The organism is Streptomyces sp. NPDC006393, assembly GCF_040628575.1.
GTDB lineage: Bacteria > Actinomycetota > Actinomycetes > Streptomycetales > Streptomycetaceae > Streptomyces.
This window is the reverse complement of record NZ_JBEXZD010000030.1, coordinates 58,344-73,917: the sequence shown is the minus strand read 5'-3', so window position 1 is coordinate 73,917 and position 15,574 is coordinate 58,344. Positions and strand designations below refer to the sequence as shown.

The 15,574-nt window shown below is 72.4% G+C and carries 8 protein-coding genes; 6 read left to right on the top strand and 2 right to left on the bottom strand.

Annotated elements, in window-relative coordinates:
- Positions 1–678 precede the first annotated feature (678 nt).
- A complete protein-coding gene (locus ABZ484_RS15470; RefSeq protein WP_358866391.1) occupies positions 679–1,887 on the bottom strand; it encodes a nucleotide sugar dehydrogenase in 1,209 nt (402 codons plus the stop codon).
- A 292-nt stretch (positions 1,888–2,179) separates the two neighbouring features.
- On the opposite strand from ABZ484_RS15470, the gene ABZ484_RS15465 reads away from it, so the two are divergent.
- The 4 genes from ABZ484_RS15465 (at position 2,180) to ABZ484_RS15450 (ending at position 11,054) form a co-directional block, all read left to right on the top strand.
- Positions 2,180–3,886, top strand: coding sequence for a glycerol-3-phosphate dehydrogenase/oxidase (locus ABZ484_RS15465; protein WP_358866390.1), 1,707 nt, complete (start codon positions 2,180–2,182; stop codon positions 3,884–3,886).
- Positions 3,887–4,102: 216 nt separating this feature from the next.
- Entirely contained in the window at positions 4,103–6,307 is a 2,205-nt protein-coding gene (locus ABZ484_RS15460; protein ID WP_358866389.1) for a serine/threonine-protein kinase, read from the top strand.
- Between the two features lie 124 nt (positions 6,308–6,431).
- Positions 6,432–9,176 carry a protein kinase gene (locus ABZ484_RS15455; protein WP_358866388.1) on the top strand — a complete coding sequence of 915 codons (2,745 nt, stop codon included), beginning with the start codon at positions 6,432–6,434 and terminating at the stop codon, positions 9,174–9,176.
- 165 nt (positions 9,177–9,341) lie between these two features.
- Positions 9,342–11,054 (top strand): serine/threonine-protein kinase, encoded by a 1,713-nt coding sequence (locus ABZ484_RS15450; RefSeq protein WP_358866387.1) that lies wholly within the window; start codon positions 9,342–9,344, stop codon positions 11,052–11,054.
- An 80-nt stretch (positions 11,055–11,134) separates the two neighbouring features.
- On the opposite strand, the gene ABZ484_RS15445 is transcribed toward ABZ484_RS15450, so the two are convergent.
- Positions 11,135–11,548 carry a hypothetical protein gene (locus ABZ484_RS15445; RefSeq protein WP_358866386.1) on the bottom strand — a complete coding sequence of 138 codons (414 nt, stop codon included), beginning with the start codon at positions 11,546–11,548 and terminating at the stop codon, positions 11,135–11,137.
- A gap of 259 nt (positions 11,549–11,807) precedes the next feature.
- Between ABZ484_RS15445 and ABZ484_RS15440 the strand changes: the two genes are divergently transcribed.
- A complete protein-coding gene (locus ABZ484_RS15440) occupies positions 11,808–13,607 on the top strand; it encodes a protein kinase (protein ID WP_358866385.1) in 1,800 nt (599 codons plus the stop codon).
- Positions 13,608–13,697: 90 nt separating this feature from the next.
- Complete coding sequence (locus tag ABZ484_RS15435) at positions 13,698–15,449, top strand: serine/threonine-protein kinase (protein WP_358866384.1); 1,752 nt, start codon at positions 13,698–13,700, stop codon at positions 15,447–15,449.
- The last annotated feature ends 125 nt before the right edge of the window (positions 15,450–15,574 follow it).

Sequence of the window (15,574 nt, the reverse complement as noted above, 5' to 3'; positions counted from 1 at the left end):
GTCTTCGGCCTGGGGTCGGCGTAGACGACCTCGGCGGGCGGCGAGGACGCGTAGGCGCCCCGGGTGGGGCGACCGGCCCTTTCGCATGCCCAAGCGACCCTGATCCGGGGCGCGTTGCGCGAAGGGGGCGCGTGGTTGTGTTCGGGGCGAATGCGGGCTGAACGGGCGTTGTGGGGCGGTAGTGTCCGTGATCGGCGACCCGTTCTCTGGGGCGCCCCCTTCCAAGGACACGGGCCGGACCCCGCCCCTCGGGGCCCGGCCCGAAACCCAATGAACCGCCTACCGGGTCTCTGGGCGGCATCATGGAAGGGGGCGCGCCATGGGCCGTCACCGCAAGCCCACCCGCTGGGACCGCATCCGGCTTCGGCTGGTTCAGTTCCGGAGGAGGTGTGTCTTGTGGATCTACGGCCGCTGAGCGGCCACCCCTAGATCTTTTAGGGGTGGACACTCCGCGTAGCGGCCAGGAGCCCGCTGCAGTAGGCCCCTGCGGTGGGCTCCACCTTCTCGGCGTGATGGTGAACGGCCGTCCCTATGGCAACTAGGGGCGGACACTCCCTTGTCCATCCGCGAGTCTGTCGCAGTGACCCCTGCGACCGACCCCGCCTGTCTCCGTAAGGTACCCGCGCAGCGCCGCGCATGCCACCAGCCCCAGCCGCCCAAGCACCCACGCGCCCCCCTTCACAACCGATGCGCCGCCCCCAGCGGTGCCGCCCCCCGCGTGTCCAGCAGTAGTTGCGCCTTCACCGAAAGCCCCTGAAGGTCGTAGGTCCGGTGGTGCTGGAGCAGGATCGTCAGGTCTGCCTCCGCCACCGCCTCGTACAGCGCGTCCGCGCGCGGCACGGGCCGGTCGAGGACGCTCCAGGCGGGCACATAGGGGTCGTGGTAGCTGACCGAGGCGCCCAGGCCCATCAGGCGGGCGGCGATCTCCTCGGCCGGAGTGCCCTGGAGGTCGGCGAGGTCGGGCTTGTAGGTGACACCCAGAAGGAGTACGCGGGCGCCTCGCGCCGACTTGCCGTGCTCGTTCAGGAGTGTGGCGGCGCGCTGGATGACGTAGCGGGGCATGCGGCTGTTGACCTGCTGGGCGAGTTCCACCATGCGCAGGCCGCGGCCCGAGGGGCCCGTCAGGTCCTGGGGGATGCCGTGGCCGCCGACGCCGGGACCGGGGCGGAAGGCCTGGAAGCCGAAAGGCTTGGTCTCCGCGCAGCGCACGACGTCCCACAGGTCGACGCCCAGTTCGTGGCAGAGCACCGCCATCTCGTTGACGAGCGCGATGTTCACCTGCCGGTAGTTGGTCTCCAGGAGGTGGACCGTCTCGGCCTCGCGCAGCCCGCGGGCGCGGACCACCTTGTCGGTGAGCCGGCCGTAGAACGCGGCGGCCGACTCGGTGCAGGCCGGGGTGAGGCCGCCGATCACTTTGGGCGTGTTGGCCGGGGTGAAGGCGCGGTTGCCGGGGTCGACGCGGCTGGGGGAGTGGGCGAGGTGGAAGTCGCGTCCCGCGCGCAGCCCGGACCCCTGCTCCAGGAGCGGGCGCAGGAACCCCTCCGTCGTCCCCGGGGGCACGGGCGACTCCAGGATGACGGTCGTGTGCGGGCGCAGATGTTCGGCGAGGGCGCGGGCGGCGGTCTCCACCTGGCTCAGGTCGATCCCGCCGTCGGATCCGCGTGGGGTCGGCGCGCAGATCACCGCGGTGCGGACCCGGCCCAGCTCCGCCGGGTCGGTGGCCGGCCGGAAGCCCCCCGAGAGCATCCGGCGCAGTTCGGCCGCGCTGAGGGGGCCGGACTCGTCCCCGGTTCGGTACCCGAGGGTGGGGATGCCGGCGGCCACGGCTGCCTGGGCCAGGGGCAGGCCGAGAGGGCCGAGTCCGATGACGGCGAGATCTGCGGGCATGGCGTGGGCCGTCCTTCCCAATAACCGAGGCGTGGCGGGCACGCAAGTCCTGTGGACAGGACGAGCGAGTGCAATGTCAGACTAGGAGTAAATATGACCGTTTTGCGGGATTGACCAGCGTGTTTCTGGGTGAACCGCCGGGAGTTGTCCACAGGCTGGGGGTGACTGGTGGCTGAAGACGGGCAAGACGGTCAGAATTTGGGCAGGGGGAGATGACGGGGGACGCGGGACGGATGGGGACACAGGCTTCGCCCGACGGGTGCGGCCGGCGCGACGGACAGCGGGAGGCACAGTGAGGACAGCGACACTGGGGCCGGCGCAGCGCGCCGAGTCACTGGCCGAGATGGCCGAGCGTGAGCTGGACATCCTGGTCGTGGGCGGTGGCGTGGTCGGCGCGGGCACGGCCCTGGACGCCGTCACCCGCGGCCTGTCCACCGGCCTGGTCGAGGCCCGCGACTGGGCCTCCGGCACCTCCAGCCGCTCCAGCAAGCTGATACACGGCGGACTGCGCTACCTGGAGATGCTCGACTTCGCCCTCGTCCGCGAGGCACTCAAGGAGCGCGGCCTGCTGCTGGAACGCCTCGCCCCGCACCTGGTCAGGCCCGTGCCGTTCCTGTACCCGCTCCAGCACAAGGGCTGGGAGCGCTGGTACGCCGGGACGGGCGTCGCGCTCTACGACGGCATGTCGATGGCCCGCGGCCACGGCCGGGGTCTGCCCGTGCACCGCCATCTGAGCCGCCGTCACGCCCTGCGCGTGGCCCCCTGCCTGAAGAAGGACGCCCTGGTCGGCGCGTTGCAGTACTACGACGCCCAGATGGACGACGCCCGCTTCGTGGCCACCCTGGTGCGCACCGCCGTGTCCTACGGCGCACTGGCCGCCAACCGCGCCCGGGTCACCGGGTTCCTGCGCGAGGGCGAGCGTGTGGTCGGCGCGCGCGTGCAGGACGTGGAGGGCGGCGGCGAGTACGAGGTCCGCGCCAAGCAGGTCGTCAACGCCACCGGGGTGTGGACCGACGACACCCAGGCCATGGTGGGCTCGCGCGGCCAGTTCCACGTCCGGGCGTCCAAGGGCATCCACCTCGTCGTGCCCAAGGACCGCGTCAACTCCACCACCGGGCTGATCCTGCGGACCGAGAAGTCCGTTCTCTTCGTCATCCCCTGGGGCCGGCACTGGATCATCGGCACCACCGACACCGACTGGGACCTGGACAAGGCGCACCCGGCCGCCTCCAGCGCCGACATCGACTACCTGCTCGAGCATGTGAACTCGGTGCTCGCCGTGCCGCTCACCCGGGACGACGTGGAGGGCGTGTACGCGGGACTGCGGCCCCTGCTGGCCGGCGAGTCCGACGCCACCAGCAAGCTCTCCCGCGAGCACACCGTGGCCCATCCGGTGCCGGGCCTGGTCGTCGTCGCGGGCGGCAAGTACACCACGTACCGGGTGATGGCCAAGGACGCCGTCGACGAGGCGGTGCACGGCCTGGACATGCGGGTCGCCGACTGTGTCACCGAGGAGATCCCGCTGTACGGCGCCGAGGGCTACCGCGCGCTGTGGAACGCGCGGGCGCGCATCGCCGCCGCCACCGGCATCCATGTGGTGCGGGTGGAACACCTGCTGCACCGCTACGGCTCGGCCGCGCAGGAGATCCTCGCCCTCATCGCCGAGGACCCGGCGCTCGGCGCCCCCCTCCAGGCCGCCGACGACTACCTGCGCGCCGAGATCGTCTACGCCGCCTCGCACGAGGGGGCACGGCACCTGGACGACGTGCTCACCCGGCGCACCCGCATATCCATAGAGACCTTCGACCGGGGCACCCGCAGCGCCCGGGAGGCCGCCGAACTGATGGCACCGGTGCTGGGCTGGGACAAGGACCAGATCGAACGCGAGGTCCAGCACTACGAGAAGCGGGTGGAGGCCGAACGGGAGTCGCAGCGTCAGCCCGACGACCTGACGGCCGACGCGGCGCGGCTGGGGGCGCCGGACATAGTGCCCCTGTAGGCCCAGCCGTCGGCCCGAGACCGGCCCCATAAGAGGCGAAGTGTCCCGGAGCGCCCGCACACCCGGGCGCGCTTCTGTCACGGCCCGTCATCCCGTCGCCACCGAAGCGCTGTTCAGCAGCCTGCCCGGGTGTCCTCAGGGGCACCCTGGGCGTCAGGCACTTGTCGGGTGAGGGACAATGGAGGCTCTGTCAGGGCGGGTTGCATGAGGGGACGCATGTCGGAGGCGGAGCGGGCGGGGGCATCCCGTCAGGACACTCGTCAGGACAACAGCGAGCGTCTTCTCGCCGGGCGGTACCGGCTGGGGGACGTGCTCGGCCGTGGCGGCATGGGTACGGTGTGGCGGGCGGAGGACGAGACCCTGGGCCGTACGGTCGCGGTCAAGGAACTGAGGTTCCCGTCGAACATCGACGAGGACGAGAAGCGGCGCCTGATCACGCGCACGCTGCGCGAGGCCAAGGCGATCGCGCGGATCCGCAACACCAGCGCGGTGACCGTCTTCGACGTGGTCGACGAGGACGACCGGCCGTGGATCGTGATGGAGCTGGTCGAGGGCAAGTCCCTCGCCGAGGTCATCCGCGAGGACGGCGTGCTGGAGCCCCGGCGGGCCGCGGAGGTCGGTCTCGCCGTCCTCGACGTGCTGCGCTCCGCGCACCGTCAGGGCATCCTGCACCGCGACGTGAAGCCGTCCAACGTGCTCATCGCCGAGGACGGCCGGGTCGTGCTCACCGACTTCGGCATCGCCCAGGTCGAGGGCGACCCGTCCATCACCTCGACCGGCATGCTGGTCGGCGCGCCCTCCTACATCTCCCCGGAGCGCGCCCGCGGCCACAAGCCCGGCCCCGCGGCCGACCTGTGGTCGCTCGGCGGCCTGCTGTACGCCTCGGTCGAGGGCGCTCCGCCGTACGACAAGGGCTCGGCGATCGCCACGCTGACCGCGGTGATGACCGAGCCGCTGGAGGAACCCAAGAACGCCGGCCCGCTCCGGGACGTCATCTACGGCCTGCTCACCAAGGACGCGGCCAAGCGCCTGGACGACGCGGGTGCCCGGAGGATGCTCAACGCCGTCATCAATGCGCCCGAGCCGAAGGCGGCCGAGCCGGAACCGCCCGCCGACGCCACCAAGGTCGTGCCGCTGCCGGCGCAGCCGGACCGGCGGGCGGGCAAGGGCGGCGGCTCGGCGGCCTCCGGCTCCGGCAACAAGTCCGACTCGGGCTCCGGCTCCGGCAGCACGGGCAAGCGGGGCGAGGAGGCGGCCGACCGGCTGCGCGGCGCGCTGCGTTCCGTGCGCAAGGCCGCCGCGGCGGCCGGAGCGGCGACCTCGGCGGCCACGGCCCGCACCAAGCCGGCGACGGCCGGCACGGGTGCGGACCGGCGGGCGGGCGCCGCCTCGGGGGCGGCCTCGGATTCCGGGACGCCTTCGGCTTCGGGTTCGAGTTCGGGCGCTGGGGCCGGGGCAGGGACCGGGACCGCAGGCACCGGAGCCGGAGCCGGAGCAGGGACCGGCACCGGCACCGGTACCGGGAACGGGACGGGGAACGGCGCGCAGGCCGGTCGCAGCAGTTCCGGGTGGCCTGTCGTGCCGCCGCCGGACCTGGATCTGCCGCCGCGGCCGGTGCCGCGGGCGCCGCTCACCGACGTGGTGCCGAAGCGCACGCTGGTGATCATCGCGGTCGTCGTGGTGCTCGCCGTGCTCGGCACCGTGCTGGCCCTCACGCTCGGAGGCGGCGACGACACGGGAGCCAAGGGCGGCGGCAAGGGTACCGGCTCCCACGCGTCGGCCGGCGCCGACGCGAAGGCCTCGGCCAAGGAGGACACCGGCAAGGCGGGCGGCGACGGCACGGCGAACGGCGAGCAGGCCGACTCCGCGACGGGCACGCCCGGTTCGGGCGATGCGAACGGTTCGCCCGCCGCGAGCTCCGGTACAGGCACGTCGGACGACGACGACTCCGGCTCCGGTGACGGCTCGGACTCCGACGACTACGGCTCGGCGCCGCCGGTCTCGACGTACAAGGGCAGCCAGAAGTTCACCATCGGGCTGCCCAAGGGTTGGAAGTACCAGAGCACCGACAGGTACGGGGCCCGTTTCACCGGACCCGACGGGCAGAAGCTGCTGGTCGCCTGGACCTCGGAGCCCAAGGACGACCCCGTGGCCGACTGGACGCGCCAGGAGGGCGACATGGTGCGGCCGGAGTACAAGCGCATCCGGATCGAGAAGGTGGGCTACCGCGGCTGGAACGCGGCCGACTGGGAGTTCACCTACACCGACGGCGGAACCAAGTACCGGACGATCGACCGCGGGTTCGTCGTCGACGACGATCACGGGTACGCCCTGATGTACACGGCGAAGGCGGACAACTGGGGCACCGACCTGCGCAAGGACACCTGGCGGACGCTGACGAAGACTTTCGAACCCAAGTGAGATAAGGCATCCGTACTTTGCGGGTTGTCTCCGGCACGTATCGTGAGTGGTTGCGGACCGTAAGCATCGGGAACGGGACGCGTGGCGAACGGATTTGACCGACCGTGCGGCCGGGGGAGGCAACGTGGACGACTATGCGGGCCGGGTTCTCGCCGACCGCTACCGCCTGCCGCTGCCTCCGTCCGACGAGTACGAACTCACCGAGACCCGGGCCTTCGACACCTACAGCGGGCAGGAGGTCCTGCTCCGGCAGGTGCCGTTGCCGGAGGTCGTCGAGGCGGAGGTGCTCGACGCGGACGGGCTGCCCGAGGGCTTCACGCCGCGGGACGGCGCCTTGCGCGGACCCGCGGCGCGCGGGGGACGGGCCGGAGGAGCGGGCCGTACGGCGGGGTCGGCGCGAGCGGCCCGTACGGCGACGCGGCGGCCCACCGATCCGGCCGTACGCCGGGCGGTCGAGGCCGCCCAGGCCGCGGCGCGCATCCCCGACCACCCACGGCTCGACCAGGTCTTCGACGTGTTCGTGGAGGGCGGTTCGCTGTGGATCGCCAGTGAGCTGGTCGCCGCGCGGCCGCTGGCCGCCCTGCTGGCCGAGAAACCGCTGACGCCGTACCGGGCGGCCGAGGTCGCCTCCGACATCCTCATGGCGCTGCGGGTGCTGCACGGCCACGGCTGGGTGCACCGCAACATCACCGCTCGCACCGTCCTCGTCTGCGACGACGGCCGGGTCATGCTGACCGGCCTCGCGGCCGGCGCGGCGGAGGAGGCCCTGTGCGGGTACGACCCGGTGCCGCTCCCGGACGGTCAGGACGAGCACGACCAGGCCTATCAGGCCTATCAGGCCTATCAGGCCTATCAGGCCGACCAGGACGGCCAGGACGGCCGAGGCGGTGGCACGGGCACGGGCCGGGGCGGAGACGGCGGATCCCCGCGTTCGGCCGCCCACGGCGGCGGGGCGGCGCACGGCGGCGGCTCCGGTCCGCCCGTCACGGATCCCGAGGCCGCGCGGCGGGCCGCGATCGAGGCGCGGGCCGCCGGTGCGTTGCCGCTGCCCGGAGCCGACCCGGCGGGCGCGCCGGGAGCGCCCGGAGCGCCGGCCCGGCGCACGCCGCAGAGCGGCGACGACGTGCGGGCGGCGCGCGCCGGGGCGATCGCCGCGTATCGCGCGGGTGCGCGCGCGGCGGCCCGGGTGCAGGAGGCGCAGCAGAGCGCGCGCACGGCCCTGCCCGGCGCCAGGCCGCCCGGCGACGGTGAGCGCCGCACCGGCCCGCCGGGACAGATCGCCGACCCGTACGGCGTCCGCCCGCCCTCCTGGAACAACGCCACGGCACCACGCTCCTCACCCGCCGGACCCGGATACGGATCCGGACCCGTATACGGACCCGGACCCGGAATCGGCGGGACGGCTCCGGCCCCCGGACGGGACGTGCCCGCCCTCGGTGCCGGGGCCCTGCCCGACGCCACTCCCGGCGTCACAGGGCCCGGCGGTGCCTCCTCGGCGCTGCCCGGGCAGGCCGGGGCGAGTGCGCCCCCGGCCCGTTGGGACGACCTCGTCGCGGGTACGCCGGTACGGCGCGGACCCGCCACCGCGCTGGCCGCCGAGCGGGCACGGCAGGCCCGGATGACCGTGGTGGGTCCGGTGACCGAGCGCTGGGCGCCGGAGCAGGCCGGGCCCGTGCACGAGAACTGGCAGCTGGCCGCCCCCATCGGCCCCGCCACCGACCTGTGGGCGCTGGGCGCGCTGCTCTTCCGAGCCGTACAGGGGCACGCGCCCTATCCGGAGGAGTCGACGGCCGAGCTGGTGCAGATGGTGTGCGCCGAGCCACCCGCCTTCGCCGAGGAGTGCGGACCGCTCCGCCCGGTCGTCGAGTCGCTGCTGCGTCAGGATCCCACCGAGCGACCGGACTTCGAGGAGCTCGGCGGCTGGCTGCGCTCGCTCGTGCGGTCCGCGCCGGAACCGGAGGCCGGGGCCCACGTCGTGGCCGCGCCGCCCGCCGACACCAACCGGCTGCCGGTCGTCCGCCGCCGCGGCGAGCTGGTACGCAGGGGACGTGCCGGGCTGCCCGCCCATCACGGGCGGCACAAGCGGGCCCGGGAACAGGCCCGTTCGCCGCGCAGCCTCGGGCGCACCCTGCTTCTGCTGATACTGCTCCTGCTGGCCGCGGTGGTCGCGTACGCGATGCTGTTCATGCCGAAGGCCGGGCACGACGGCGCGACGGGCGGCGACCGCACGGGAGCGGCGGGCGAGGCGAGCCCGGCCCCGTCCGGTTCGGGGGCGGACGACGGCACCGGCCGGCCGACCGGTTCCGCCGAACCTTCCGGCTCGCCCGGCTCCGCCGGCACAGCGGGCTCCCCCGGTTCGTCCGGTTCCACCGGTTCGTCGGGGTCGACCGAGACGCAGACCACCGGTACGGACGTCGCCGACGGCTTCACCCTGCGCAAGGACTCCGCCGGGTTCCAGATCGCCGTACCCAAGGACTGGAGCCGTACGCCGAAGAACGACCGGGGCCAGGTGGTCTACTCCCACGGCGACTTCGAGCTGATCGTGGTGCCGGGCCGGGACAGCGCCGCCGAGTTCGGCAGCGATCCGATGGTGTATCAGCGGGAGAGGGAGAGCGAGCTCGCGGGCTACCGCGACTCCAGCTGGGCCACCTCCTCCGGCATGCGGACCATCCAGGTCGGCGGAAGAACCATGGCCGAGGGACAGTTCACCTGGAGCGACGCGGACGGGCGGCAGTTGTTCGTGCGCAATGTCGCGATCCTCCTCGGCGGCCGTTACCACGTGGTGCAGGTGCGGGGCCCGGAGTCACAGCGGGACGAGGTGAGCAGACTGTACGAACAGGCCTCGGCGACGTACCGGTTCACGGGCTGAACTTCCAGGCGTCCAGGAGATATCGGGAGTTCACAGAAGTTCCCGCGGGCACCGGGAAGCGACAACCGTCACAGTGCTGTCTCCATGGCACCCCGCTGGTTCCCTGTCAGGGGGCCGGTCCTTACTCTGACCCTGTCAAGAACATTGCGGGGCAACGTGAATCAGATGCAGGGCCTGCTCCTCGCGGGCCGCTACCGGCTCGTCGACTCCATCGGCAGCGGCGGCATGGGCCGGGTGTGGCGCGCGCACGACGAGGTGCTGCACCGGGCCGTCGCCATAAAGGAGTTGACCGCCGCCCTCTACGTCTCCGAGAGCGACCAGGCGGTCCTCCTCGCACGCACCAGGGCCGAGGCCCGCGCGGCCGCACGGATCAACCACTCCGCCGTCGTCACGGTGCACGACGTGCTGGAGCACGACGGCCGCCCGTGGATCGTAATGGAGCTGGTCGAGGGCCAGTCGCTGGCGGACGCGGTCAAGGAGCAGGGCCGCCTGGAACCGCAGGAGGCGGCCCGGATCGGACTGTGGGTGCTGCGCGCCCTGCGGGCCGCGCACGCCGCCGGGGTGCTGCACCGCGACGTCAAGCCCGGCAACGTCCTGCTGGGCCAGGACGGCCGCGTCCTGCTCACCGACTTCGGCATCGCCCAGATCGAGGGCGACACCACCATCACCCGCACCGGAGAGGTCGTCGGCTCGGTCGACTACCTGGCGCCCGAGCGGGTCCGCGGCCACGACCCCGGCCCGGCCTCCGACCTGTGGGCGCTCGGCGCCACGCTGTACACGGCGGCGGAGGGCCTGTCGCCGTTCCGCCGCACCTCGCCGCTGAGCACCATGCAGGCGGTCGTGGAGGAGGAGGCCGACGCGCCGCGCCACGCCGGTGCGCTCGGCCCCGTCATAGCCGCCCTGCTGCACAAGGAACCCGAACGCCGGCCGGGCCCGGAGGAGGCGGAGCAGATGCTCGCCGAGGCGGCAGAGGGCCGCTGCCCGCACGCGGCCCAGTGGTTCATCCCGACCCAGGGCCCGGGCCTATACACCGGTGGGCCGAGCACCTCGGGTTACAGCCCCACGGGACCCACTTCCGGCTACGGCCCCACCTCCGGCTCCGGCTCCATGGGGACCGTCCACGGTCCCGGAGCACCGGGGGGGCCGGGCCGTTCCAGGACGGGGCCGACGGCCGTGGCGCCCACGCCGAGGGGTCCGGCGCCGGTACGGCCCCGGCCCCGCCGCCGGCTGCGCACCCTCGCCCTCGTCGCCGCTGCCGCGGCGATGCTCGGCGGTGGTGCGGCGGTCGCCTTCCAGGAGTGGGGTGGCATGGAGCAGAACACCGGGTCGAGCACCGGTGCGGGTCCGGCCACGGGCTCGCCCTCCGCGAGCGGCAGCGCCACGCCGGGCGGTGCCGGGACCCTGCCTGCCAGCTGGGAGCAGCACCACGACCCGGTGGGCTTCAGCATCTCCCTGCCCAAGGGGTGGAAGCGGTCCGTCTCCATCGACCAGGACGGACTCCGGCAGGTCGACTACTCTCCCGACAAGGGCAAGCACCTCGTGCGGGTCGCTGTCGACACCGCGCCGGACTTCCGCACCTCGTACGAGCACATGAGCAACCTGGATCAGCGGATCTCACGGCGGCTGCAGGACTACAAGAAGCTGAGCCTCAAGGACGAGCTCTTCCGCGACCAGCCGGGCGTCCGCTGGGAATACACGTGGAACGCGCTGGCCAAGGACCCGCCGCACTACTTCCCGGGGCTCTACCATGCCATCGACGTCGCGTACATGGAGAGCGACGGCACCGAGTACGCCATCTACGCGGCCTCGCCGGCCGACGACTGGGCCACCACCAGCAAGCAGTTCGACTGGATCCTGCGAAGCTTCCAGGAGGGTTGATCTCTCATGACGCGGTCGCATATCGGCCCATCCGAAAATTGCATGGGCCGATATGTCAACGAGAGTGAAGGTGCGGGGGCTCAGGCATAGTCCGTGCAGGAACGGACAATCGTACTCCCGTCCATGACCGCCACCTGCGCGCCGATGTAGTCGAGAGTATCGCCGGAGGGTGACGCGTAAGTGGTGAAGGAGATGGTCGATCCGTTTCCGTTGTAGTTGGAGTGCCAGGGCCACTCCGTCACCCATCCGGTGCCGCCGTCTATGGAAACGAATCGAATGGCGACATGGCGACCATCGGCAACGGTGTCCTTGACCCAACCGCTGATGTCCACATGGCTGGCGGACCAGTTGGTGAACGTGAGACTCCCCGAGGCGCCGGTCACCGAGCACGCAGCTCCGCCACTCGCCGCGCTGGCATTGGTCACCGTGGTCGAGGCGAATATCGCCACCGCCGCGAAGCCCGTGACGGAAAGTCGCTTCAATGTATGGTTCATAAGGAAAACGTAAGGGTCTCGTGATCCACATAACAGCATGATTCAAGTCGTCCTTTTGCCCTGCATGGCGTGTATCCCGATACGTTTTGTCATGCTTTATGCGTTTTCTAAAACGGCTTGTGGCCGAAAATAATCACCTCCGGCCGTTCGGCCCGACCCGCGACCCGGTCGCACGCGCCGACGAACTAGTTCAAGCGGCGGCATACTTGGCTGATCGCCGTCCCGGAACGTGTCCGTCCGATGCGGCATGATGGGGCGCATGGGGACCGAGGGGGCCGACCTCCGTGTGATCGCGGGCCGTTACCGCCTGGAGGCGCGGATCGGGCGCGGCGGTATGGGCGTCGTGTGGCGGGCGACCGACCAGCTGCTCGGTCGGCGGGTCGCGGTCAAGGAACTCCCGTTCGACGAGACACTGTCCGCCGAGGAGGCCCGGCAGCAGCGGGACCGTACGCTGCGAGAGGCACGCGCGGTAGCCCAGTTACGTCATCCGCACGTGATCGTCGTCCACGACATAGCGGAGCAGGACGAACGCCCCTTCATCGTCATGGAGTTGGTCGAGGGCGGCTCGCTCGCCGACCGGATCGCCGCTCATGGCCCGGTGGACGCCGCCGAGGCCGCCCGTATCGGCATCGCCCTGCTGAGCGCGCTGCGCGCCGCGCACGCCGCCGGGGTGCTGCACCGGGACATCAAGCCCGCCAACGTCCTGGTGGAGTCCGGCACCGACCGGGTCGTCCTCACCGACTTCGGCATCGCCCAGGTGGCGGGCGCCACCACGCTCACCGAGACCGGCTCCTTCGTCGGCTCGCCGGAGTACACCGCGCCCGAGCGGATGTCCGGCGGCGGTACCGGCCCGGAGTCCGACCTGTGGTCGCTGGGCGCCCTGCTGTGCACCGCGCTGAGCGGTGAGTCGCCGTTCCGGCGCGACTCGCTGGGCGGCATTCTGCACGCGGTCGTCATGGACGAGATCCGGCCGCCCGCACAGGCCGGGCCGATCCTGCCCGTCGTACGCGGACTGCTGGAGCGGGATCCGGAGCGGCGGCTGGGGGCGGCCGAGGCGGAGCGCATGCTGCGGGCCTTCCTGGAGACGGGGCGCACGCCGCAGCCGTCCCGGCCGTCCTCCTCGCTGTCGCGCTACACGCCGACGCAGCGGAACGTCCCGCGGGTGCCCCCGTCGGGGGCGCCGACCACTTCGGTGTCGGCGGGCGTCTCGGGAGGCTCCGGCGGTTCCAGCACGCGGGGCGCATCCGGTGGGCACGTCACCTCCGGTGGGTCGAGCAGTCCCCAAGGCCCGGGCGTGCCGGGCGCGTTCGGCGGTGCGCAGGAGGCGCCCGCCCCGCGCTCCACGCGGGGCGTGCTGGCCGTGGCGCTGCTCGTCGCCGCGCTGGCCGGTGCGGGTGTGTCCGCGGCGGCGCTGCTGATGAACGGGGGCGGCACCGGCGGGCACCCGCCGGTGAGTTCGGCCCCGGGTACGGCGGTGGGCGTCTCGGGGAGCACCCCCGCGGGCACGGCGACCGGGCCGGCCACGCCCTCGGCGCCGGCGTCGTCCACGGCGCCCTCCGGACCGGCCGCCACGGTCACGGAGACCCGGTCGGCCCCGGCCGCCGCCGACGGACCCACCGCGCCCTCGGGCTACCACCTGGCGCACGACCGGGCGGGCTTCTCGGTCGCGGTGCCGGACGGCTTCACGCGCAGCCCGCAGGGTGTGCGGATCTTCTACATGTCACCGGGGGACACCTTCCGCATCGGCATCAAGATCGCCGAGCCGGAGTCCGGCGGGCCCCTCGCGGTGATGCGCCGCGCCGACGCCGCGGGCCCGACCACCAACCCCGGTTACCGCGACGGCCGGGTCACCGGCACCTCGCACCGCGGACACCCGGCCGCCCTCTGGGAGTTCACCTGGAACGGGTTCAGCGCGGCGGAGGGACCGAGGCACACCTACGACCTGTGCTGGGAGCAGAACGGCCGGATGTACGACGTATGGGTGTCGGCACCGGTCGGGAAGGTGCGGGAGGCGAAGGAGTACTTCGACGTCGCGGTCGACACGTTCGACCCGGCGTGAGTGGCAGGCACGTCCGCCGTAGGTCACGGGTCTGTGACCGCCTGCGCCCCTCAGTGGAGCCGCGGGTGGTGGTCGCGATATGCATGAACCATGAGCAACAACGGGGGAGCCCACCACGGGGCCGAGGAGCCGACGAGTTTCGTCCTGCGACCGCCGAACGCGCAGCCGCGGGTGCCCCACCCGCAGAACCCCTACGCCGCACCGGCGCAGGCCCAGCCGCAGCCGCAGCCCCAGGTCCCGCCGCAGCCCGAGTCGCGGCCCCCGGCCCAGCCGCAGCCCCCGGAGCAGTCCCAGGCCCAGCCGCAGCCCCCGGCCCGGACGCAGGTCCAGCCCCCACCGCAGGACCCCGGTGCCGGGCGGCTGATCGCCGGGCGGTACCGGCTGCTGGCCAAGCTGGGGCACGGCGGCATGGGCACGGTGTGGCGGGCCAAGGACGAGACGGTGGACCGCGAGGTCGCGGTCAAGGAGCCGCGCGTCCCCGACCACCTTCCGGAACGGGAGCGGGCCAACGCCTTCGAGCGGATGCGCCGTGAGGCCCGCGCGGCGGCCCGGCTCGACCACCCGGCGGTGGTCAACGTCCATGACGTGGCCGTCGTGGACGACCGGCCGTGGATCGTGATGGAGCTGGTGCAGGGACGCTCCCTCGGCGGCGTTCTTCAGGAGGGCACGCTGGAGGCCCGTGAGGCGGCCCGCATCGGCCTGGAGGTGCTCGGCGCGCTGGAGGCCGCGCACGCCGCGGGTGTCCTGCACCGGGACGTCAAGCCCGACAACATCCTTCTCGGGCGGTACGACCGGATCGTCCTCACCGACTTCGGCATAGCCCAGATCGAGGGCGAGACCAATCTGACGGACACCGGCGGCTTCGTCGGCTCGCCCGAGTACATCGCGCCGGAGCGGGTGCTGGGCCGGCGCCCCGGCCCGGCGAGCGACCTGTGGTCCCTCGGGGTGGTCCTGTACGCGGCCACGGAGGGCGTCTCGCCGTTCCGCCGCAGCAACACCCCGGCCACCCTCCAGTCGGTCCTCAACGCCGTCCCGGCGCCTCCGGCCACCGCGACCGGTCCGCTCGCCGAGGTCATCACCGGCCTGCTCCAGAAGGACCCCGCGCACCGCCCGGACGCCGCCCGTGTCCGCACGCTGCTGGAGGCCGCGGCGACCCCGCCGCCCCCGGAGCCCACGCAGGTGGTCCAGTACGTCGACGGCGGCAGGCGCTCCCCGCGGCTCGGCCGCCGCGCCTGGCTCGGGATCGGCGCCGCGGCCGTCGCGGCGGCGGTGGCGGCGTACGTCGGTATCGCGCACCCGTTCGCGGGCCCGCTGCCGGGCGGCTGGAAGAAGAAACCCGAGAAGGACGTCGCCGCGACGCTCGCCGTGCCCGAGCACTACAAGCGCACCGTGCCCGACCGGAGCTCGGACGACAAGCACTGGGTCACCTACAGCGACGTGAGCGGCAGTGTCTGGATCAACCTGTCGCTCGACAGGAAGACCGAGGACGACAACGGCGACATCGCGGACTCGGCGGCGGCCGAGATGTACGACGACGACGCCAAGTTCAAGCAGCAGGGGGACTACGACCTCGACATCCCCTCGGGCAAGGACACCAGGACCGATCCCGACGACAACGTGACGTTCCACGGCCGCAAGGCCGCCGGGAACACGATCACCTACATGACGGACGACTCGGACAACCCCCGTCCGCGCGCGGTGCGGATCTTCTACTACAAGACGTCCAAGGGCGACATGTACAAGCTCACCATCGGCTATCCCGGCAAGGACAGCGACTTCAACGCGCGCGGCATGGAAGTCGCGAAGACGGCGATCGACAACCTGGACGTCGACAACCTGTGAGATCCGGCTGTGACAGCCCAAGACAAAAAGTGAAAGAAAAGATCCCTGATCAGCGCGTTTGTTGCCACTGATCACTGGCGTCGTGTGAGCACTCGGTGAATCCCCGTTACCGACGGGTACACAAA

Bases quoted from the DNA above. Each gene is read 5' to 3' on its own strand.
- ABZ484_RS15470 (WP_358866391.1), bottom strand. From the start codon at position 1,887: ATGCCCGCAGATCTCGCCGTCATCGGACTCGGCCCTCTCGGCCTGCCC.
- ABZ484_RS15460 (WP_358866389.1), top strand. From the start codon at position 4,103: ATGTCGGAGGCGGAGCGGGCGGGGGCATCCCGTCAGGACACTCGTCAG.
- ABZ484_RS15450 (WP_358866387.1), top strand. From the start codon at position 9,342: ATGCAGGGCCTGCTCCTCGCGGGCCGCTACCGGCTCGTCGACTCCATC.
- ABZ484_RS15445 (WP_358866386.1), bottom strand. From the start codon at position 11,548: ATGAACCATACATTGAAGCGACTTTCCGTCACGGGCTTCGCGGCGGTG.
- ABZ484_RS15440 (WP_358866385.1), top strand. From the start codon at position 11,808: ATGGGGACCGAGGGGGCCGACCTCCGTGTGATCGCGGGCCGTTACCGC.
- ABZ484_RS15435 (WP_358866384.1), top strand. From the start codon at position 13,698: ATGAGCAACAACGGGGGAGCCCACCACGGGGCCGAGGAGCCGACGAGT.